The organism is Ideonella lacteola (assembly GCF_038066555.1).
Classification (GTDB): Bacteria; Pseudomonadota; Gammaproteobacteria; order Burkholderiales; family Burkholderiaceae_C; genus Ideonella; species Ideonella lacteola.
The window spans coordinates 1-18,934 of record NZ_JBBUTG010000031.1 but is presented as its reverse complement, the minus strand read 5'-3'; the positions used below and the strand labels follow the sequence as shown (position 1 = coordinate 18,934).

The following is an 18,934-nucleotide window of genomic DNA, read 5'->3' as shown; positions in this document are numbered from 1 at the left end:
AGCGTCACGCTCCGAGCGGCTTGTCCATCTGGATGACACCGAGGCCGGGCCGTCGCGGCAGGCCGATGCCGGCCGACGCCGGGTAGGGTCCCACCTCATTGCCGCGGCGCACATAACCGCGCCGCTGGTAGTACGCGACCAACTCGCTCCGCTCGGCCACCACCGAGATGCAGGCCCGGTCGCTTCCCCAGACCTCGAGGGCATGCCGCTCAGCCGCCGCCAACAAGCGGCTTCCCAGCCCTGAGCCCTGCTGCGCTGGATCGGCAGCCAGCAGGCCGATGCAGGCGTCAAACCCCGCGCGCCGCAGGTGCACACAGGCGGCCAGCCCGCCCACGCTTCCATCCAGCACCAGCACCTCGGTGTCGGCGGTCCACAACCCGCGAGCCTGAACCAGGGTCAGTCGAGGCCCGCTGACCAACGCCGACTCGTGCGTCCACCCCGCCACCGCGTGGCCTGGCCCACCCAGCCCCGGCCGATAGGCGCGATTCACCAGGTCCACGATGTCCGAGGCCTCCTCAGGCCGGGCAGTTCTGATGGCAGCGCGACACGCGTCGGGTGGACGAAGTGGCGACTGTGAGGGCACTGCTGACGGCATCTCGCTGGGCCGGGCCTCGGCCTGTGTATTGACAGTTCGGGCTACAAGATACGCATCCGCCGATCCACCGTCTTGGACGAAAGCGACGCCCCACGGCGACCCGCCCAACAACGCGCCAGCAGGCGGTAAGGGCCTGAAAACCAGCGCTCATCCCCTGATCGAGCGAAGACGCCGCCACGAAGATACGAATTGGACTCGTCACATCTCTTCGCTGCAGCCCGCAGCGGACGCAGCCCAAGGAGACTCCGTTGGACGGATTTCGCACCGCACCTGCCGCGCAGCGCCTGCCTTCACTGCCGCCTCTGCGCTGGATCACCCTCGCCTGCCTTGCCGCCCTGTCGCTGTCTGGATGTGGTGGGAGTGACGGGTCGGGGAGCGTTGATCAAACGGAATTGACCCTCAGCCGAATCAGTGCCGAAGCAGCCGGCGAAAACTGCAGCACGGGCGGTGTGCGGATCGACGCCGGCGCCGATGCCGACCACAACGGCCTCCTTGGCGACGGCGAAATCGAAGATTCCCAATACGTCTGCCACGGCGCCGCAGGCGCCTTGGTGGTCACCACGGTCGAGCCCGCCGGCGCGAACTGCCCGGCCGGCGGCATCAAGGCGACCGCGGGCCAGGATGCAGATGCCGATGGCATCCTGGACACTGAGGAAATCGAGACCACGCAGTATGTGTGCAACGGTGCCAACGGCATCGACGGCCTCGATGGCGTCGATGGCGCGCCATCGCTGGTCAAGATGACCGCCGAAGCCGCGGGGGCCCACTGCACCACTGGCGGCACCAAGATCGAAGCCGGCGTCGACACCGACGGCGACGATGTGCTGGACGCCAGCGAGGTGACCAGCACCGCCTATGTGTGCCGCCCCGCCGGTGTCACTTGGGTCGAGGTCACGGCCAGCGATGTGCAGGCCGAGGCGAACACCGGGTATCGTGCCTCGGGCAGCGCCGACATCACCATCACCTTGCCTGATTCGGCTGATCTCAACGAAGGCGATCTGGTTTCGGTGGCCGGCGTGGGCACGGGCACCTGGACGATCGCGCAGAACGACGGTCAGACGATCTACGGCGGCAGCCTGGGGCACATTGGCGTCAGCTGGACGCCCAGGGAATCAAACCGGGGCTGGCAGTCCATTGCCTCGTCGGACGATGGCACCAAGCTGGCGGCGGTCGAGTACGGTGGCCAGGTCTACACCTCGACCGACGCCGGCGAGACCTGGACCCCCCGTGACAGCAACCGACTCTGGTACACGATCGCCTCGTCAGCCGATGGCGCCAAGCTGGTGGCAGGCGTCCCCGGGGGGCAGCTCTACACCTCTGAAGACAGTGGTTTGACCTGGACTGCCCGTGACACCGCGCGCAGTTGGTACAACGTGGCCTCCTCGGCCGACGGCAACACCCTCGTGGCGGCGGCCGGTGGCGAGCAGCTCTACACCTCGTACGACGCTGGCGCCACCTGGGTGGCGCGCGACTCGAACCGCCTCTGGTTCTCCGTCAGCACCTCGGCCGACGGCTCGCGCATGGCTGCGGCCGAATATGGCGGCCAGGTCTACACCTCAACCGACGCCGGCGTGAACTGGACTCCCCGCGAAACCAACCGCGCCTGGGCCGCGCTGACCTCGTCATCCGACGGCCTCAAGCTGGTGGCCGCGGTGTTCGGGGGACAGATCCACACCTCCAGCGACGGCGGCATCACGTGGTTCGCACGGGCCTCGGTCGGCAACTGGATCGCGATCGACTCCTCCGCCAACGGGCAGTATGTGGTGGCACTGCAGTCGGGCGGGCAGATCTACACCTCGAGAGACGGCGGTGCCACCTGGCTGCCGCGCTACACCGACCACAACTGGAGCTCGGTGTGCAGCTCGGCCGACGGCCGGCAGATGCTCGCGCTGGAGCACGGTGGGCAAATCCACAAGTCCACCCCCTTCAGCACCCTGGGAATCACCGGTGGTGTGCTGGGCGGCCCCTACGACACGCTGGAATTGCAGTACCAGGGCAACGGCGTGTTCATGCCTCTGAGCCATGAAGGCTCGCTGACGGTGTTCTGAGTGACGATCGGCCCGGCCCCGGATGGGGTCGGCGCCGCCCCGCCACCACGCCAGGCCCGCCCGTGAAAGCGGCCTGGCGTTCGTCGTTGCGGACTGCGATCAGCTCGCCGCGAGGGCCTGGTCGAGGTCGGCGATCAGGTCATCGATGTGCTCGATGCCGACGCACAGCCGCACCGTATCTTCACCCACGCCACTTTGCGCCAACTCTTCCGGTGACAACTGGCGATGGGTGGTACTGGCGGGGTGCGTGGCCAGGCTCTTGGTGTCACCGATGTTCACCAGGCGGGTGAACAGCTGCAGCGCATCCAGGAAGCGTTCGCCGCCCGCGCGGCCACTGCGCACCCCGAAGGTCAGCAGGCCCGACGCCCGGCCTCCCATTTGACGCTTGACCAATGCATGGTCGGGATGGTCTTCCAGACCGGCATAGTTCACCCAGCCCACCTTGGGGTGCTGCTGCAGGTACTGCGCGACCGCCAGCGTGTTCGCGCAGATGCGATCCATGCGCAGGGCCAGGGTCTCCACACCTTGCAGGATCTGCCAGGCGTTGAACGGCGAGATCGCTGCGCCCATGTTGCGCAGCGGCACCACCCGCGCGCGGCCGATGTAGGCCGCCGCGCCCAACGCTTCGGTGTAGACCACGCCGTGGTAGCTGACGTCGGGCTCGTTCAGGCGCTTGAAGCGTGCCTTGTGCTGCGCCCAGGGGAACTTGCCACTGTCGACGATGGCGCCCCCGATGCTGGTGCCGTGCCCGCCAAGGTACTTGGTAAGCGAGTGCACGACGATGTCGGCCCCATGCTCGATCGGGCGGCACAGGTAAGGGCTGGGCACGGTGTTGTCAACAATCAAAGGCACGCCATGGCGATGCGCAATGGCCGCCAGGGCGGCGAGGTCGGTGATGTTGCCGCGCGGGTTGCCCAGGCTCTCGACGTAGATCGCCTTGGTGCGCTCGTCGATCAGCGGCTCGAAGCTCGCGGGGTCGCGGTCGTCGGCGAAGCGGGTGGTGATGCCGTACTGCGGCAAGGTGTGTGCGAACAGGTTGTAGGTGCCGCCGTACAACGACGTCGAGCTGACGATGTTGTCACCCGCCTCGGCAATCGTCTGGATCGCGTAGGTGATCGCGGCCTGCCCCGACGCCAGCGCCAGCGCAGCGAGACCCCCTTCGAGAGCGGCAAGGCGCTCCTCCAGGACGGCCTGGGTCGGGTTCATGATGCGGGTGTAGATGTTGCCCGCCACCTTCAGATCGAACAGGTCGGCACCGTGCTGGGCACTGTCGAAGCTGTAGGCCACCGTCTGGTACAGCGGCACGGCCACCGCATGCGTGGTGGGCTCGGGGGTGTAGCCGGCGTGGACCAACTTGGTCTCGAACCGCCACTGGCTGGTGTCACGGGTCATGTCATCTCCTGTCTTGTGGTCGAACGGGCCTCATGAAGAGCGTGGGCCGCCTCGCGCAGTCTAGGGCGTGTTCACACGACGCAGCCCCGTGCGAACGGGTTGTCCAGGGATGCAGGGCAAGGCGCCCGACGCCGCCCAGGCTGGTGCCCGGGCAAGTTGGGCAACGCCGCCATGCACCCTGGACGGCCCGTTCCCGAACGGTTGCCACCAGAACCAGCCCGCCCGCGGCGTTGCAAAGCCTCGCCGGGGCCGCACCCCGGCTTCGTTTTACGCCTTGCGCTCGACCGGTTCTGGTGGCAACGCATCGGGGCTGCGTCGTGTGAACACGCCCTAGGCGGGTTGGCGGCTCCACCCGCCGGGCCGCGCCCTACCGATTCGGTCTAACGATCTGCGGTGATCGATGAAGCGCCAAGCGCATCGTCGGCCCGGATGCTGTGAACGACCCTGCCGCAACGAGCGGATGCGGCGGTGCTGCCAGCCCTGCCTCAGGTCTCCAGCCAGACGCGGAAGCCCCGCGCGGCGTAATACGACTCGGCCCCGTTGTGATAGACGAACAGCCGGCCATAGCGCCGATCGCAGAACAGCGCTCCACCGAGGCGGCGCACGTCCTCCGGCGTCGCCACCCAGCTCGAGGTCTTGGCATCGAAGCTGCCCAACGTCTGCAAGTGCCGGTATTGCTCCTCGGTGAGCAGCGAAGCCCCCATCTCGGCCACCTGCTCGAGCACGCTGCCGCGGGGCTTGTTCTCCTTGCGTGCATCGAGCGCCGCCCGGTCGTAGCAGAGGCTGCGGCGCCCACTGGGGCTCTCTGCCGAACAGTCGCACCACACGAGATGGCCTGTCGCCGGGTCGACGCCGACGACGTCCGGCTCTCCACCGGTGGATTCCATGGCCTGCAGTGTGCGCAGCGCCGCCGGCCGCTCGTCCAGCCGCCGCGCCACATCCGCCCAGGCGAGCCCGGGGTGTCGCTGCGTGTGCGTGTCGAACCGGTTCTTCAGTGCTGTCAACAGCCCGTCCATCTCTGCCGCCATCATGGAAGTCAGCCTCATCAGAAAGCGCCGGGCCACCCCGCAGTGTCCTCATCCCCCCTTCGATAGGAGCGTGACCGGGCGGAGCGGGCTCTCAGCCGGAAAGAAGCCCCGAAGCTTGCCATGGACGGGGCAGCGTGTGGGAGCCAACCGTCAATCCAGGCGGTTCGCCAGATGCGCATCGATCGATGCGGCCACCTCCGCGGCGTGGGTTCGGGCGAAGGTGTGGCCGCCACCCTTGATCACCTCGCACCGGGCGCGCCGCAGGCTCGACGCCACCCATTGGTTGGCGGGCGGCGGGCTGAGTGGGTCGGCATCGCCGCACAACAGCAGCGCTGGCGACTCGACGAGGTGCAGATGGGCAGAGAGATCCTCGCAGTACGCTGCGAACAGGTGGGTCGGGTCGTCCGGATCGATTTGTTCAGAAGGAGGCCGCCAGTCGGTGGCCCCGAAGCGCCGAAGATCGACGCCGCCCGACAAGCCCGCCAGCACCAGGTGCGTGAGATGCACCGGCCTCGTCATCGCAGCCCGCAACGCCACCACCGCCCCCATCGACTGGGCGACGAGCGCGGTGGGCTGATCGATGCGGGCCAGCACCCGATCCACCAGATCCGACAGCGTGCGAACACCCGCCGCGGCGGGCGTGGCGCCGATGCCGGGCCAGCCCAGGTGGTGCATCGCCGTTGGACGGTGCACCAGGCGCTCGGCCACCGGTTGCCAGAAGTCCACCATGCCGGAGGCTCCGGGCAGAAAGAGCAGCTGCGTGGGGGTCGCCATCGGGCTCCGTGCCCCGCCCATCAAAGGTGCTTGTAGTAGAAGGTGGTGCCACACGGCGCGCCGTCCGGCATCAGTGCGTAATGCGGCACATCACCCACTCGCAACCACCCCGCCCGCTGGTACAGCCGCTCCGCGTCGCCACCGGTGACCGTGTCCAGCACCAGCACGCTGCGTCGTTCGACACGGGCCTCGTCGTCGAGCGCCGCCATCAGCTGCTGTGCGATGCCGCGCCGTCGGGCGCGGCGATGCACCAGCATCTTCGCCACATCGGCGCGGTGCGGCTGGTTGTCAGGCAGGCCGGTGATCAGTTGCACGGTGCCGACGAGCCGGCCGTCGGGGTCGTCCGCTACGAGCAGCACCCGTTCGCCATGTGCCACCCCCTCGGCCACGCCGCGCCAGAAGGCGACGGCCCGTTCACGCGGCAAAGGCCACATGAAGCTCACCGAAGCGCCCCCTTCGACACAGTCGATCAACAGGTCCGCCAGGGCCTCGACGGACGCTGCAGCCTCGTCGGCGCTCAGACGCCGGATCGTCACAACTTCGTTCATCCCATCCTCCGTGGGGTCACATAGGGCAAGGTCACCAGCGCCACCAGGTAGCGCGCCGGCGACCGGGTGGGGTTGAGGTAGACGATCGGCCGGTCCAGCCGCATGGCCAGGCAGTCGCCGGTTTCCAGGCGCCAGTGGTCGTCACCCACGCTCATCTCCATCACGCCATCGATCATCCAGACCTGCTGGTGGATGTCGGTCTCGCGCGCGGGGCTGTCGTAAGCGATGCGCTGGCCCGCCGGAAAGATCACGTCCACCAGTTGGATGGGGGACCTCGCGGGGGGAGACACGTTGCGCCGGATGTAGCCGCTGGCCGGGTCTGTCCACACGGGCTGATCGGCCACCCGCGCCATCGGCGAAGGCTCCCACGGCGTCGCCTCAGGCTCGAACAGCGAGGCCACGGTCACCCCCAACCCGGCGGCGAGCTTGTCCAGCACCACCGCGGTCGGGCTGCTCTGCGCTCGCTCGATCAGCGAGATGTTGGATCGACTGACGCCACTGCGCTCGGCCAGCGCGTCGAGCGAAAGCCCCTGGGCATCGCGGAGATCCCGAACGCGGCGGGCGATGCGGTGGTTGATGTCCATTCCTCCAGTATACAGGAATATTCATCCAGTTTGCTAGATGGCGTCCGCAACCAGAGCCCTGTCGTCCTACATGCCAAGCACGCGCGCGCCTACAGCGCTGGGGCGTCCGCGACGCCACACTGCCCGCACTGCCCCAATGGACACCGGACACCGGGATACCGCCATGTCGAACGCGAATCTCTTCGATGCACTGCGCGACAGCCACGCCATGCAACGGCAGCTGTGCCGTCGCCTGACCCGCACGCGCGATCCGCGGCAGCGCGAAAGCCTGTTCCTGCAGCTGAAAGTCGAGCTCGAAGCGCACGCCGCCGCCGAAGAGCGGTACCTCTATGTGCCCATGCTGATGACCGACGCAGGGCTGAGCGCGACGCGCCACGCCTTGTCCGAGCACCATGACATCGAAGAGCTGTGCGAGGACCTGAGCGTGCGCGACAAGTCCGGTGATGAGTGGGCCGGCACGATGTCGGCCCTCAGTCACAAGGTGCACCACCACCTTCGCGAGGAAGAACGCAAATTCTTCAAGGTGGGCGGCCGGCTCTTGGACAGCCGGCAGAAGGCGCAGTTGGCGCGCCAGTACGAAGACGAGATCGTGCGCCTGCGCCGCCGGTATGCCGCGGCCTATCGCAGCGTCGGGGTCGACACCGCAGGCGCCGTGGTGCCTTCAGGCCGGGCGACGGCCTCGATGCCCGTCGTTGCCTGAAGGCGGCACCCCGTCAGAGCGCGCCGTTGTTCTTCAAGCCCAGCACCTCGATCGATTCGATCGACGGCGGGATCGCGAACAGCTCCGGGGCCCGGGCCATCAGCGCTTGGGCGATCGGGCCTGTGAGATGGCGCTGCCGCCCCGCTTCATCATGGAACGCATCGAAGATGCCGAAGGTGGTCGGCGAGAGCTTCAAGGCGAACCAGATCGGCGTGTCAGGTTCGTCGCGCGCCATCGGCAGCGCCGACATCAGGAATCGCTCGACTTCGGCCTCCAGGCCGGGTTTGGCTTCGAGGCGGGCGAACAGGGCGAGCTGGATCATGCGGTTCTCCTTCACAAGTCGTTGAACGTCGTGGATTCGACGCCGCGCAGTTTGGGTGTTGGTCGCTTCCGGCACCATGGCCGCAAATGACATTTTCGATACCATATGCGCCATGAAGATCGCTGTCCTGGCCGTCGATGGCGTGTTCGATACCGGCCTGGCCGCAGTACAAGACACCTTCCACACGGCCAATGAGCTGGCGGCGTCGCTGCCCCAGCCCGTGCCCCGCTTCGAGGTCTCCGTCGTGGGCATGCGCCGGCAGGTGCGCACGGCGCTGGGCTTGCGGGTGCCGGTGCTGCCGCCAGACCCACGGAGCACGCCCGACTGGGTGGTGGTGCCCGCGCCCGGCGCCAAGATGCCTGAGCCCCTGCTCGCCGCCCTCGCCCGCCCCGAGCTGCGCGACGCTGCTGCCCAGCTGTGCGACTGGCATGGGGGCGGCGCCCGGGTGGCGGCGGCGTGCATTGGTGGCTTCCTGCTCGCCGAATCGGGCCTGCTCGAAGGCCACGAGGCCACGACCACCTGGTGGCTCGGGCCGCTGTTTCGCCAGCGTTATCCCGGCGTCCACCTCGACGAATCTCGCATGCTGGTGGCCTCGGGCGACTTTGTCACCGCCGGCGCGGCGATCGGCCATCTGGACCTGGCCTTGTCGCTGGTGCGCCAGGTCAGCCCCGAGCTCGCCGCGGTGGTGGCGCGCTACCTGCTCATCGATGCGCGTCCCTCCCAGGCCGCGTTCATGATTCCGGACCACCTGGCGCACGCCGACCCGATGGTGCAGCGCTTCGAGCGCTGGGCGCGCGGCCGGCTGGACCAGGGTTTTTCGCTCGATGCGGCGGCTGACGCACTGGCCACCAGCAAACGCACGCTGCAGCGACGGCTGGAGGCGGTGCTGGGCAAATCACCGCTGTCGTACTTCCAGGATCTGCGGGTCGAACGCGCCGTGCACCTGCTGCGCACGAGCTCGGCCGGCATCGAGGCCATCGCCGCCGAAGTGGGCTATGCCGACGGCGTGACACTGCGCGCCTTGCTGCGCAAGCGCCTGGGCCGCGGGGTGCGAGAGTTGCGGCTGAAAGGTTGAAAGAGGGGCCGGAGCCGCCTTCAGTCGCGCAGCCGGTCCTGCACCCGGTCGATCACCTGCCAGGCCACATCGGCCGCGACACGTGCGCCCAGGAAGTGGCCGTGTTCGATGAAATAGCGGTCGGCCATGGCCTCTTTCAGGGCCGGCGCCTGAGAAACGTTGCCGGGCAGATCACGCGAGGTGCATCCCGCCAGCGCCTGCTTCAGCCGGCGGGCGAAGAGCTTGTAGGCCACCGGGTCCATGGGAAGGCGCCCGCTTTCCATCTCGTACAGCTTCTGGGCGACATCGAGGACGTACAGGATCTGGCCAGAGGATTCGGGCAGTGGCATGGCGGTGGGGCGTGGGGCGCCAGTCGAGATCGAAGGTGTTCAGGATCCTGCAATCCGCCCCCACCCGATCGTCCGAATAGCGGCCACTCCGCCCCGCTTGTTACCGCCGTGGCGCATCAACGCGGGCGGATGGTCACCGCCCAGCCGCCTTCCAGACGATCCATCGTGCAGGCCACTGGCAGAAACGCCTCGATCACGCCGAAGTTGCTGCGCGCGTGCTCTGTCAGCTCAGTCAGCGTGTACCGCGCCGGATGACCGCTGTCGACCACCGCCAAGGCCAGGGGCAGCGCCCACTGGTCGGCCAGGTGCGGCCCGACCGCCCCCGCCGATCGCTGGAAGGCACGAACCTCGGCCACCACGGCCGCGGCCACGCTGTCGGCGCTGCGGCCCTTTTCGCCGAAGGCCGTGACCAGCTCGGTCACCTGCTCATAGGCCAGCGTGGCCATCAGGGCGTTGCCGGGGCCTTCGTTCTGACGCGCCGGCAACTCGCGCAGTTGATCGCCAGACCACCCCAGCGCCGCGCCCAGGGCCTGCAACTCGCGCGATGCAACATGGCGCGGCAGCCCCGGGGTCAGGCATTCCGCGTAGCCCTCGCGCCGCTCACCGCGCTCCATCAGGTCAAACGGCTGGAGCCGCCCCTCCTCGGGCGGCGTGATGAGTGCCACCGCCTCGCCCCCACCGGCCGGGTAGAAGCCATGGCGGCCGAGCGACAACTGCAACTGCACGCCCAGCCGCGCCAGCAAGGGGGCGAAACACCGCTGGATGAAGTGCACCGGCGGTGCCATCGGGTTGTGGGTGCCGCCACTGAGCTCGACGCGGCTGGCAGCCGACGCCCGCATCAGCGCAGGCAAGACCGTCTGCAACACCAGCGTGCAGCTGCCCGCCGTGCCCACCACGAATCGGTAGTCGCCGGCTCGCACGGCCCCTGGCTCGAAGCTCAGCGTCGATGACCCCAGCTCGGCCCCGTGGACCACCGCGTCACACACCGTCTGAGCCGCCTGTACGCAAGCCAGATGCTGCCGCATCAAGCCCGGCTTCGGCCGCTTTGCGCGAATGCGCGTGATGCGCAGCGGCTGGCCCGTGCACATCGACAAGGCCAGCCCGCTGCGCAGGATCTGTCCGCCGCCCTCTCCAGCGGAGCCATCCAGCTCGATCATGAAAATCTCCCTCTTCGTTCTGTCATGGGCCAGGCACAACGCCATTCGGCCCACCCGGCATCACCCCTTCACGCAGACCACCTGCTTCAAGGTGTAGACCACCTCGACCAGATCCTTCTGCGCCTCCATCACTGCGTCGATGTCCTTGTAGGCCTGCGGGATCTCGTCGATCACGTCCGCGTCCTTGCGACATTCCACGCCTTGGGTCGCCTTGATGTGGTCGTCCACCGTGAACATCTTCTTCGCCTGGGTTCGGCTCATCACGCGGCCCGCCCCATGCGAGCACGACTCGAAGCTCTCGGGATTGCCCTTGCCGCGAACGATGTAGCTGCGTGCGCCCATGCTGCCCGGAATGATGCCCAGCTGACCCGCCCTGGCGCTCACGGCGCCCTTGCGGGTCACGAACACGTCTTCACCGAAGTGGCGCTCTTGCTGCACATAGTTGTGGTGGCAGTTCACCGCCTCCACATGCGTCTCGAACGGCTTCGGGATCACCGTGCGAACCGCAGAAATCAGGTTGGCCATCATCACCTCGCGGTTCTTCGCCGCGAACTTTTGCGCCCAGCCGACACCGCGAACATAGTCGCCGAAGTAGGTCGCGCCTTCCTCGAAGTAGGCCAGGTCGCGATCGGGCAGGTTGCGTTGGTGGACCTCGGCATCCTTCTTCGCCAGCTCAATGAAATGGGTACCGATGGCATTGCCGACACCACGCGAACCTGAATGCAGCATGAACCACACCGCGCCGGCCTCGTCGAGACAGACTTCGATGAAGTGGTTGCCACCACCCAGCGTTCCCAGATGCTTGCGGTTGTTGGTGTTCTTCAAGCGCGGATGCAACTCGCACAGCGCATCGAACTCATCTGCCAGCGTGGCCCAGATCTCGTCCACCGTCTGCGGCGGGTTCTCCCAGCTGCCTTCGTCACGGCCCCTGTGTCGCGGCGTCGAGCCATGCGGCACGGCCCGCTCGATCGCCGAGCGCAGCGGTCCGAGGTTGTCAGGCAGGTCTTCGGCGCGCAGCGTGGTCTTGCACGCCATCATTCCGCACCCGATGTCCACGCCGACGGCCGCCGGGATGATGGCCTTCACCGTCGGGATCACTGAACCCACGGTGGCACCAATGCCCAAGTGAACGTCCGGCATCGCCGCGATGTGCTTGAACACGATCGGCAGCCGCGCCGCGTTGGAGAGCTGACGCTTGGCGGCATCTTCCACCGGCACGCCGCGGGTCCACATCTTCACCGGCACGCCGCCGGCGACTTCTTCGACGTTGTAGTTCTTCTGTTCCATGATTTCTACCTGCTTCAACTGATCTGGTGGACGCGACGGGATTGCTCGCGCTTTGCGCTCGGCCTTCGGCCCGCGCCACGGGCGCGTCCAAGGCTGCGCCTTGAGCGAACCCGTATCAATGCAGCCACCAGCGATTGTTCGCGCTCCGCACTCTGCCTTCGACCGGCGCCTTTGGCGCGCCCCCTTCTGTGCCAGCGCGCCCGTTGTACGAATTGCTCTTTCCGAAGATGCCTCGCTGCGACGAGGTTTGATGAAACGTTTGTCGTGCTCTACCCACTGAGCTACGGCCCCCCTGAGTTGGGCCGGCGGGATTCGAACCCGCGACCACGGCATTAACAGTGCTGTAGTTCCATCTGCATTCGCAGCGCGACATCAAAATCTGCGCGACAAGGGGCGGCAAGACAACTGCCATTGCCGGAGAACCGGCTGGGGATTCGAACCCCATGGCGTCCAATGTAGTCCTGCCTGCATTCGCGCTTCAAACTCATCAACGGCTCTCGGGTGGCGACCAGAGATGAGGTGGGACGTTGAGCGTGGAAAACGATGTAGTCCCGCCTCGCATTCGCCACCCGACAGCCGTCAACAGGTTGGATGGGTGCCGCAGGCGACCAGAGGCACAAGAGCGGCCACCGGTTGCCCGGTCGGGGGCTTGCGGGCCCCCTGGCCTGTCTGGCGCTGTACTCCTGTGCGCATTCGCCTGCGGCACCGTCCTCACCTCCCAGTGACTTGGTTGACTTTCATCTTTCTTCTCATTGCACGTCGAGCGACACCTTTTCGATCTCGCCCACCCAGTGCTCGGCGCTGGTCCGCCCTTCGATGAACCGGCCCATCATCTCGAACACCGCATCCGAGAAGCCGCCGACATTCATGATGTCGTGCCGCTCCACCGCCTGCGTGGTCGAGCCGGGCTGGATGTCGATGCAGACCAGCTTCGCTTGTGGGCAGCGGCGCTTCAGCGCCTCCCACTCACGCATCGTCTGCGTCGACCCATGGCGGCGCGCGTCGATCCACGACTCGTTGTCCGAGACCAGGATCACCACGTCCACCATCGCGCCCTCGCGGTTCAGCCGAGCCAGCGGCGCACTGCAGTTCGTCCCACCACCCCCGATCGATGCCAGCGCCGCAGCGTTGGTCATCACCGAGTCGCGGGCGTTCAGCTGCAGCTTCACCACATCCTGCTCGAACGGCATCACGCGGGCCGACGGGTTCTTGCGAATCACCGCCGCGGCCACCAGCGCTGCCACGTCGATACAGCGCACCGTCGACGTGGCCGAGCCGCGGAATCCCGTCGCTGGCGAGCTCATCGAGCCCGACACGTCCGGACACACCACCACGCGGCCGTCGAACGCCGGCACGTTGATCAGCGCAGCCTCCATCGCATCCTGCAAGGCATCGCGCACCGAGGTGGGCAACGCTTCGCCGGTCGCATGGAACGCCGACATCAGTTGATAGGGCAGCACACGAGCCTTGGCCACGGCCTGCGGGTCTCGCAGCTTCGCCGCCACCACATCGGCCATCCCCTGCAGCTCGAACACGCCGTGGCGCGCAAAGGTGTTCAGGTTCTGGCGCACCATCTGCCACGTTCCGCTGAGCGCGATCTGTGCCCAGTGGGCGGTCGTCAGCGGCAGCGCGGTCAGCATCTGGAACGGCACGTCCGGCACCGACATTGACGTCGCCCCCAACGCCACGCCTCGCTTGAAGCGCTCGAAGGCTTGCGTCAGCGCGGGCAGCTCGTTCTCGGCGAAGGGCTTGCCCAGCAACCAGGCGAACCACGCCGCACGCCACGCCTCAGCCGGCTTCGGGTGAACCATCTTCACCACATCCGCCAGCGACGGCGCATTCCCGATCGACGCCGCCAACAGCTGCTTCTCGCTGGCGGTCAGCAACCAATGCTGAACCAGCTTCTTCGGCCGCGTGCCCAATGACTTGCGCCCCACCTCACCGCTGCGAAGAATCTGCACGAAGTTGCGCAGCATCTTGCCGTTGTCCACGACGCGGCAGAACACCCTGCTCAGCAGGCCCACATCACGCACGGCCAGCGACGCCGCCAGCAAAGCCGGCATGTCCTTCATGTGGCCGGCCGAACGGGCGTAGATCGCCGTCTTGGCGACGAACGCAGGCTCGAGTTGCTGGGCCAGGCCCAGCACCTGATCGAGCTGACCCTTGGCATCCGCATAGAAAGTGGCGTTCAGGCAACCGGTGGCGGCCAGCTGCGCCAATTGGTGGCGCGGGCTGAAAGCAAAGGCGGCCGCGCCGTGATGGTTGACCGCTTCGGCCTGCGGCAGCCGAGCACCGCGCGCCGATTGAAAGAGTTGCGTGTTGACCATTTGAGTTCTCCTTGTCCCTCTGGCATTCAACGTTTGTGCTCTTCTTATCGCAACGCCCGTGCCAACTCATCCCCCGCCACACACAGCACCACACAAGCCGTTGATTTATAAGGATATTTCTCAGATCAACGGTCAGCACCTCGGAGGCTCAACAGAACCCATTGGGCGCACTGCTAGCATTGCCGCTAGTTTTTTATCCGTCGTTCACATGCGAAAGAAGACTGTGGTGATGGGCTTCATCGGAAGCCAGTTGGACTCCGGTCAAGGCGCTGGGCGCTGGGAAAAGTGGCGCCCCACGGTGTCGCTGGCCCAGCACGAGGACGTGGTGATCGACAGGCTCGAGCTCTTCCACAGCCCGGCGCATCGAGCGCTGGTCGATCGGGTGGTGGAGGACATCGCCTCGGTATCGCCAGGCACCGAAGTCCGGCCGATCGAGATGCCGATCGCCGACCCCTGGGATTTCGGCGAGGTGTACGGCGCGCTGTACGACTGGACGCGCCGTTACCGCTTCAACCCCGACCGAGAGCAGTACTGGGCCCACATCACCACCGGAACCCACGTCGCGCAGATCTGCATGTTCCTGCTGGTCGAATCGCGCGCCATCCCCGGCGTGCTGCTCCAGACGTCGCCGCCCAAGCGCCAGGCGCATGGCAACCCGGGCAGCTACGCACTGATCGATCTCGATCTCTCGCGCTACGACGCGCTGGCACGGCGGTTCGAAGCCGAGCAGCGCGATGCGGTGGACTTCCTCAAGAGCGGCATCGCCACGCGCAACCCGCGATTCAACGCGCTGATCGATGAGATTGAGCGGGTGGCCGTCCGGTCGCGGGCGCCGATTCTGCTCACCGGGCCGACCGGGGCCGGCAAGTCCCACTTGGCCCGCCGCATGTTCGAGCTTAAGAAGTCCAGGCACCAGATGAACGGCGAGTTCGTCGAAGTCAACTGCGCCACGCTGCAGGGCGACGGCGCCGCCTCGACGCTGTTCGGGCACAAGAAGGGCTCGTTCACTGGCGCGGCCGCCGACCGCGCCGGGCTGCTGCGCACCGCGCACGAGGGCGTGCTGTTTCTCGATGAGATCGGGGAACTCGGCTTGGACGAACAGGCGATGCTGCTCAAGGCGGTGGAGGAAAAGCGCTTCTTCCCGATGGGCAGCGACCGCGAGGTGACCAGCGATTTCCAGCTCATCGCCGGCACCAACCGAGACCTGCGCATCGATGTGGCGGCCGGGCGATTCCGGGAAGACCTGTACGCGCGCATCAACTTGTGGTCCTACACCCTGCCGGGGCTCGCCCAGCGGCCCGAGGACCTGGAGCCCAACATCGATCACCTGCTGGCCCGCGCGGGCGCAGAGTCGGGCCGCGCGGTTCGATTCAGCGCGGAAGCCAAGGCGATGTACCTCCGTTTCGCCCAATCACCCGCGGCACTGTGGGCCGGCAACTTCCGCGATCTGTCGGCCAGCGTGACGCGCCTGGCCACGCTGGCCGACGGTGGGCGCATCGACACCACGCTGGTCGAAGCGGAACTGCAACGCCTGCGCTGGCATTGGCAGCACGCTGGCGATGCGGCCTCCAGTGAAGCCGCGATCGAACTCGAGGCCTTACTGGGCAGCGAAGCCCTGGAATCGTTGGACCTATTCGACCGAATGCAGCTCGAATCGGTGTTGCGAGTCTGCCGCGAATCCAAGACCTTGTCTGATGCGGGCCGCAAACTGTTTCACCGATCGCGCACACAACGCAGCGTGCTCAACGACGCCGATCGCCTGCGCAAGTACCTTCAGAAGTACGGCCTGACCTGGGACGCCATTTCCGCATGAAGTGACCACCACAGGCACCATGTCGCCGACGCTCAGGACCAACGCTGTGAAAAATATTTACGCGTCCCGCTTGACGCACCCGTGAAGAGTCTTTACAGTCACGTCCATGTTGCAGCTGCCAGCAGCGGCGCAACCAACGAATATCTAACGAATAACCAACGTCAACACCTACAGAGATCCATCGTGAACCGCTTGAGCCACCTCCACCACATCGCGCTGCCCCAGTCGGGCAGCCGTGTGGCAGCGCGCGCCGCCTTCGGGCCGGCGGGCCTGGATTTGGGCGGCAAGCGAGCCCACACGATGAATCTGCAGCAGTCCTACTGCGCCAGTCGGCAAGCCGAAGCTTGCCTCGGCTATGAGGATTGGCTGTCACCACCGGGCGAGGGGGGCGCGTAAGCGCGCACACCTTCCAACTCGAACACATGTCGAGGCCCGGATTCCAGCAGGATCCGGGCCTTTTTCTTTGACCGCGCGTCTGGCAGGACGCGCACCACCGGTGACCCCTCGGGTCGCCCCGGCCCACCAGCGTGCGCCGGATTGCTCTTTAACAAGTTGCCGCGAGGACGGCCTCCCATCAGGGGCGGCGAGTCCTCGCCATACAAGCGGATGTAGCTCAGTGGGAGAGCGCGACCATGCCACGGTCGAGGCCCCGGGTTCGATCCCCGGTTTCCGCTCCATTCATTCCATGCATCTCATGGCGGGTGTGCTTCGGCACAACGACCAGACGTGGCCCCGCGAAGTGCAGGGGCGGTCGGGATGTGCGCCATGGGGACGCCCGTGTCGTGCAGCGAGTCAGCGCTTTGGCGGCCCGGCCGTCCTCGCGCTGGAGCACAACCGCGATGAGATGACCTGGAAACCAACAAGCCTTCGTCGAGCTCACGCTTCGAGGGCGGAAATCGGCCGCAAAGATTGGGCGGCGCCGGAACCCGTCACCGGAAACCTCATGGGGGTGTAGCTCAACTGGAAGAGCAGCTGTTTTGCACGCAGCAGGTTGCAGGTTCGATCCCTGTCACCTCCACCATTTCGCTCCGTTAACTCAGTGGCCAGAGTGCCGGCCTGTCTAGTCGGAAGTCGCGGGTTCGAATCCCGCACGGGGCGCCAGATTCATGTCTCCTTAGCTCAGCGGATTGAGAGCACTGGTCTACGAAGCCAGGGGTCGCACGTTCGAATCGTGCAGGAGGCGCCATACCCGTCAGCTCACAGCAACCATTTGAGGAGGACCCATGCTGTCGATGAAAGAGATGGTGAAGAACAACAAACAGGTGACCTTCATTTTCTTCAAGGAAGGCGAGCTGTGGTATCGCACGGAAGACGGGTTCGAGTTTCCCGTCCCCGTGGCTGACGTGGGCAACGCGACGATGATGGCGCAAGACAAGGCGCTACTTTTCATGCGCTACATCCGCAAGCACATCACGATGCTGGAACACGCTCGGAGCGAAGCCAGCGCGATGGTGTAGTGAATGTCGACTCACGGGTGTGTGGCAGAGCGGGCGATTGCACCTGTATGTAAACCAGGCCCTCTATAGGCACGGTGGCTCACTCAACGCGCAGCGTTGGACGCGGATTCAGCCGAGGGCCGAAGGCCGAGCGCAGCGAGCAATCCATCCGCACCCACCAATTCGCGGGCGTAGCTCAGTGGTAGAGCTCCCGCCTTCCAAGCAGGATGTCGCGCGTTCGAATCGCGTCGCCCGCTCAATTCAAACTTCGAGTACGTAGCTCAATTGGCAGAGCATCGGATTCCAAATCCGACGGTTCGCGGTTCGACTCCGTGCGTGCTCGCCACCTCATTCCTCTCGGGATAGCCAAGCGGTCGAAGGCGGCGGATTGCAAATCCGCTGGCGAAAGCCCACGCTGGTTCAAGTCCAGCTCCCGAGTCCAATCCCCGATAGCTCAGCAGGTAGATGCGTCCGGCTGTTAACCGGAAGGTCCGCGGTTCGAACCCGTGTCGGGGAGCCAATTTTTCGAAGCGCCTCGCGTAGCTCAGTGGTAGAGCACCGTCTTGATAAGGCGGGGGTCGGTGGATCGTGACCACCCGCGGGGACCAATCAACCCAGTCTCGGTGTAGCGCAGCAGGCAGCGCGCATGTTTCGGGAGCATGAGGTCGCAGGTTCGAAACCTGCCACCGAGACCAATCCTGCATTCGGTGTGCTCAGGTGTGGCCGTAGCTCAATGGTAGAGCCGCGGGTTGTGATCCCGCTGGTGTCGGTTCGATTCCGACCGGTCACCCCTGAGCGCATCGAGACACTCGCCCCCTCGTGGCGGAAATGGCAGACGCAACGGTCTCAGAAACCGTGGCCGACAGGCATGCTCGTTCGACCCGAGCCGAGGGGACCATCAACCATCTGGAGAGCTGCCCGATCGGTAAGGGGTCGGTTTGCTACGCCGAAGCCGGTGTGAAAACGCTGAACAGGTTCGATTCCTGTGCTCTCCGCCACCACCCTCGCCTCCTTAGCTCAGCCGGACCAGAGCGTCGGTTTCCGAAGCCGAAGGCCGCACGTTCAAGTCGTGCAGGAGGCACCACCACCAACCCATGGAGAACATCATGAACAAGCACATCACCGCGAAGAAGCGCGACCGCCACCAAGCTTTCTGCTTTTGAGGTCACGAGCAAGCGCCGCAGTGGATACCCTTCCGAAACCGGCGTGAAGCGCGGCCACCGCATCGTGCACGGGGACAAGGAACTGCTCGAGAAGCTCGGTCGCCAAGACCCTTGCCCATGCGGCTCCGGGTTCAGCTTTCAAGCGCTGCGCCTGCGCAGCGGCTGCTTTCGATGGATCACTGCGCGATGACTACTTCCGCGAGTGACTCGTCAATCACCAAGGTCTCGTTCGTCTAAGGATGGTCTGCACAAAGCATGGCGCGACGTGCATGGACGCTGAAGAACACGGAATCTGGGCTCGAGATGCCAGAAACGGCTTCAGCCCGAGCTCTTGGGCGCCGATTCGGCGAGCGTAG

17 protein-coding genes and 15 tRNA genes are annotated in these 18,934 nt (G+C 66.1%); 21 read left to right on the top strand and 11 right to left on the bottom strand.

Annotation, left to right across the window (positions count from 1 at the left end):
* Nucleotides 1–4: 4 nt before the first annotated feature.
* Nucleotides 5–499 carry a GNAT family N-acetyltransferase gene (locus AACH06_RS27480; RefSeq protein WP_341429003.1) on the bottom strand — a complete coding sequence of 165 codons (495 nt, stop codon included), beginning with the start codon at nt 497–499 and terminating at the stop codon, nt 5–7.
* Between the two features lie 488 nt (nt 500–987).
* Between AACH06_RS27480 and AACH06_RS27475 the strand changes: the two genes are divergently transcribed.
* Nucleotides 988–2,643, top strand: coding sequence for a WD40/YVTN/BNR-like repeat-containing protein (locus tag AACH06_RS27475; RefSeq protein WP_341429002.1), 1,656 nt, complete (start codon nt 988–990; stop codon nt 2,641–2,643).
* Nucleotides 2,644–2,742: 99 nt separating this feature from the next.
* Here AACH06_RS27475 and AACH06_RS27470 read toward each other — a convergent pair whose 3' ends face one another.
* The 5 genes from AACH06_RS27470 to AACH06_RS27450 all read right to left on the bottom strand — a co-directional run bounded on the left by AACH06_RS27470 (nt 2,743) and on the right by AACH06_RS27450 (nt 6,969).
* Nucleotides 2,743–4,035, bottom strand: coding sequence for an O-acetylhomoserine aminocarboxypropyltransferase/cysteine synthase family protein (locus tag AACH06_RS27470; RefSeq protein WP_341429001.1), 1,293 nt, complete (start codon nt 4,033–4,035; stop codon nt 2,743–2,745).
* A 485-nt stretch (nt 4,036–4,520) separates the two neighbouring features.
* A complete protein-coding gene (locus AACH06_RS27465) occupies nt 4,521–5,081 on the bottom strand; it encodes a DUF4256 domain-containing protein (protein ID WP_341429000.1) in 561 nt (186 codons plus the stop codon).
* Nucleotides 5,082–5,213: 132 nt separating this feature from the next.
* The gene (locus AACH06_RS27460; RefSeq protein WP_341428999.1) at nt 5,214–5,837 is read right to left on the bottom strand and encodes an alpha/beta fold hydrolase; all 624 of its coding nucleotides are present in this window, start codon (nt 5,835–5,837) and stop codon (nt 5,214–5,216) included.
* A gap of 20 nt (nt 5,838–5,857) precedes the next feature.
* Entirely contained in the window at nt 5,858–6,385 is a 528-nt protein-coding gene (locus tag AACH06_RS27455) for a GNAT family N-acetyltransferase (protein ID WP_341428998.1), read from the bottom strand.
* The gene (locus tag AACH06_RS27450) at nt 6,382–6,969 is read right to left on the bottom strand and encodes a helix-turn-helix domain-containing protein (RefSeq protein WP_341428997.1); all 588 of its coding nucleotides are present in this window, start codon (nt 6,967–6,969) and stop codon (nt 6,382–6,384) included. Before AACH06_RS27450 ends, AACH06_RS27455 begins: the two co-directional genes overlap by 4 nt.
* A gap of 163 nt (nt 6,970–7,132) precedes the next feature.
* Here AACH06_RS27450 and AACH06_RS27445 point away from each other — a divergent pair, with 163 nt between their 5' ends.
* Complete coding sequence (locus AACH06_RS27445; RefSeq protein ID WP_341428996.1) at nt 7,133–7,669, top strand: hemerythrin domain-containing protein; 537 nt, start codon at nt 7,133–7,135, stop codon at nt 7,667–7,669.
* Between the two features lie 13 nt (nt 7,670–7,682).
* On the opposite strand, the gene AACH06_RS27440 is transcribed toward AACH06_RS27445, so the two are convergent.
* Nucleotides 7,683–7,991 (bottom strand): putative quinol monooxygenase, encoded by a 309-nt coding sequence (locus AACH06_RS27440; protein WP_341428995.1) that lies wholly within the window; start codon nt 7,989–7,991, stop codon nt 7,683–7,685.
* Nucleotides 7,992–8,103: 112 nt separating this feature from the next.
* On the opposite strand from AACH06_RS27440, the gene AACH06_RS27435 reads away from it, so the two are divergent.
* A complete protein-coding gene (locus AACH06_RS27435) occupies nt 8,104–9,066 on the top strand; it encodes a GlxA family transcriptional regulator (RefSeq protein ID WP_341428994.1) in 963 nt (320 codons plus the stop codon).
* Between the two features lie 20 nt (nt 9,067–9,086).
* Here AACH06_RS27435 and AACH06_RS27430 read toward each other — a convergent pair whose 3' ends face one another.
* The 4 genes from AACH06_RS27430 to AACH06_RS27415 form a co-directional block, all read right to left on the bottom strand.
* On the bottom strand, nt 9,087–9,395 hold the full coding sequence (locus tag AACH06_RS27430; RefSeq protein ID WP_341428993.1) for a hypothetical protein: 309 nt from the start codon (nt 9,393–9,395) through the stop codon (nt 9,087–9,089).
* Nucleotides 9,396–9,511: 116 nt separating this feature from the next.
* On the bottom strand, nt 9,512–10,552 hold the full coding sequence (gene rtcA, locus AACH06_RS27425) for an RNA 3'-terminal phosphate cyclase (protein ID WP_341428992.1): 1,041 nt from the start codon (nt 10,550–10,552) through the stop codon (nt 9,512–9,514).
* A 60-nt stretch (nt 10,553–10,612) separates the two neighbouring features.
* Complete coding sequence (locus AACH06_RS27420; protein ID WP_341428991.1) at nt 10,613–11,839, bottom strand: RtcB family protein; 1,227 nt, start codon at nt 11,837–11,839, stop codon at nt 10,613–10,615.
* Between the two features lie 749 nt (nt 11,840–12,588).
* Entirely contained in the window at nt 12,589–14,166 is a 1,578-nt protein-coding gene (locus tag AACH06_RS27415; protein ID WP_341428990.1) for a vWA domain-containing protein, read from the bottom strand.
* Between the two features lie 208 nt (nt 14,167–14,374).
* Here AACH06_RS27415 and rtcR point away from each other — a divergent pair, with 208 nt between their 5' ends.
* The 18 genes from rtcR to AACH06_RS27325 all read left to right on the top strand — a co-directional run bounded on the left by rtcR (nt 14,375) and on the right by AACH06_RS27325 (nt 18,499).
* Entirely contained in the window at nt 14,375–15,979 is a 1,605-nt protein-coding gene (rtcR, locus tag AACH06_RS27410) for an RNA repair transcriptional activator RtcR (protein WP_341428989.1), read from the top strand.
* A gap of 183 nt (nt 15,980–16,162) precedes the next feature.
* Nucleotides 16,163–16,375: a hypothetical protein gene (locus tag AACH06_RS27405; protein WP_341428988.1), complete on the top strand. Its 213-nt coding sequence runs from the start codon at nt 16,163–16,165 to the stop codon at nt 16,373–16,375.
* 206 nt (nt 16,376–16,581) lie between these two features.
* Nucleotides 16,582–16,656, top strand: a tRNA-Gly gene (locus AACH06_RS27400).
* A gap of 268 nt (nt 16,657–16,924) precedes the next feature.
* Nucleotides 16,925–17,000 (top strand) — tRNA-Ala (locus AACH06_RS27395).
* Between the two features lie 4 nt (nt 17,001–17,004).
* A tRNA-Asp gene (locus AACH06_RS27390) sits at nt 17,005–17,080 on the top strand.
* A 7-nt stretch (nt 17,081–17,087) separates the two neighbouring features.
* Nucleotides 17,088–17,165: transfer RNA gene (locus tag AACH06_RS27385), tRNA-Arg, on the top strand.
* A gap of 37 nt (nt 17,166–17,202) precedes the next feature.
* Entirely contained in the window at nt 17,203–17,436 is a 234-nt protein-coding gene (locus AACH06_RS27380; protein WP_341428987.1) for a hypothetical protein, read from the top strand.
* Between the two features lie 15 nt (nt 17,437–17,451).
* Nucleotides 17,452–17,596 (top strand) — tRNA-Tyr (locus tag AACH06_RS27375).
* Nucleotides 17,597–17,600: 4 nt separating this feature from the next.
* Nucleotides 17,601–17,672 (top strand) — tRNA-Gly (locus AACH06_RS27370).
* A gap of 13 nt (nt 17,673–17,685) precedes the next feature.
* Nucleotides 17,686–17,761 (top strand) — tRNA-Trp (locus tag AACH06_RS27365).
* A 10-nt stretch (nt 17,762–17,771) separates the two neighbouring features.
* Nucleotides 17,772–17,857 (top strand) — tRNA-Cys (locus AACH06_RS27360).
* Nucleotide 17,858: 1 nt separating this feature from the next.
* Nucleotides 17,859–17,935, top strand: a tRNA-Asn gene (locus AACH06_RS27355).
* Nucleotides 17,936–17,948: 13 nt separating this feature from the next.
* Nucleotides 17,949–18,023 (top strand) — tRNA-Ile (locus AACH06_RS27350).
* Between the two features lie 11 nt (nt 18,024–18,034).
* Nucleotides 18,035–18,110 (top strand) — tRNA-Pro (locus tag AACH06_RS27345).
* A gap of 24 nt (nt 18,111–18,134) precedes the next feature.
* A tRNA-His gene (locus tag AACH06_RS27340) sits at nt 18,135–18,205 on the top strand.
* Between the two features lie 23 nt (nt 18,206–18,228).
* Nucleotides 18,229–18,313: transfer RNA gene (locus AACH06_RS27335), tRNA-Leu, on the top strand.
* 10 nt (nt 18,314–18,323) lie between these two features.
* Nucleotides 18,324–18,413, top strand: a tRNA-Ser gene (locus tag AACH06_RS27330).
* A gap of 8 nt (nt 18,414–18,421) precedes the next feature.
* A tRNA-Arg gene (locus AACH06_RS27325) sits at nt 18,422–18,499 on the top strand.
* Nucleotides 18,500–18,934: the final 435 nt, after the last annotated feature.

Excerpts from the sequence above, each read along its gene's own strand:
- AACH06_RS27470 (WP_341429001.1), bottom strand. The coding sequence starts at position 4,035 with ATGACCCGTGACACCAGCCAGTGGCGGTTCGAGACCAAGTTGGTCCAC.
- AACH06_RS27465 (WP_341429000.1), bottom strand. The coding sequence starts at position 5,081 with ATGAGGCTGACTTCCATGATGGCGGCAGAGATGGACGGGCTGTTGACA.
- AACH06_RS27460 (WP_341428999.1), bottom strand. The coding sequence starts at position 5,837 with ATGGCGACCCCCACGCAGCTGCTCTTTCTGCCCGGAGCCTCCGGCATG.
- AACH06_RS27455 (WP_341428998.1), bottom strand. The coding sequence starts at position 6,385 with ATGAACGAAGTTGTGACGATCCGGCGTCTGAGCGCCGACGAGGCTGCA.
- AACH06_RS27450 (WP_341428997.1), bottom strand. The coding sequence starts at position 6,969 with ATGGACATCAACCACCGCATCGCCCGCCGCGTTCGGGATCTCCGCGAT.
- AACH06_RS27445 (WP_341428996.1), top strand. The coding sequence starts at position 7,133 with ATGTCGAACGCGAATCTCTTCGATGCACTGCGCGACAGCCACGCCATG.
- AACH06_RS27440 (WP_341428995.1), bottom strand. The coding sequence starts at position 7,991 with ATGATCCAGCTCGCCCTGTTCGCCCGCCTCGAAGCCAAACCCGGCCTG.
- AACH06_RS27435 (WP_341428994.1), top strand. The coding sequence starts at position 8,104 with ATGAAGATCGCTGTCCTGGCCGTCGATGGCGTGTTCGATACCGGCCTG.
- AACH06_RS27430 (WP_341428993.1), bottom strand. The coding sequence starts at position 9,395 with ATGCCACTGCCCGAATCCTCTGGCCAGATCCTGTACGTCCTCGATGTC.
- rtcA (WP_341428992.1), bottom strand. The coding sequence starts at position 10,552 with ATGATCGAGCTGGATGGCTCCGCTGGAGAGGGCGGCGGACAGATCCTG.
- AACH06_RS27420 (WP_341428991.1), bottom strand. The coding sequence starts at position 11,839 with ATGGAACAGAAGAACTACAACGTCGAAGAAGTCGCCGGCGGCGTGCCG.
- AACH06_RS27415 (WP_341428990.1), bottom strand. The coding sequence starts at position 14,166 with ATGGTCAACACGCAACTCTTTCAATCGGCGCGCGGTGCTCGGCTGCCG.
- rtcR (WP_341428989.1), top strand. The coding sequence starts at position 14,375 with ATGCGAAAGAAGACTGTGGTGATGGGCTTCATCGGAAGCCAGTTGGAC.
- AACH06_RS27380 (WP_341428987.1), top strand. The coding sequence starts at position 17,203 with ATGCTGTCGATGAAAGAGATGGTGAAGAACAACAAACAGGTGACCTTC.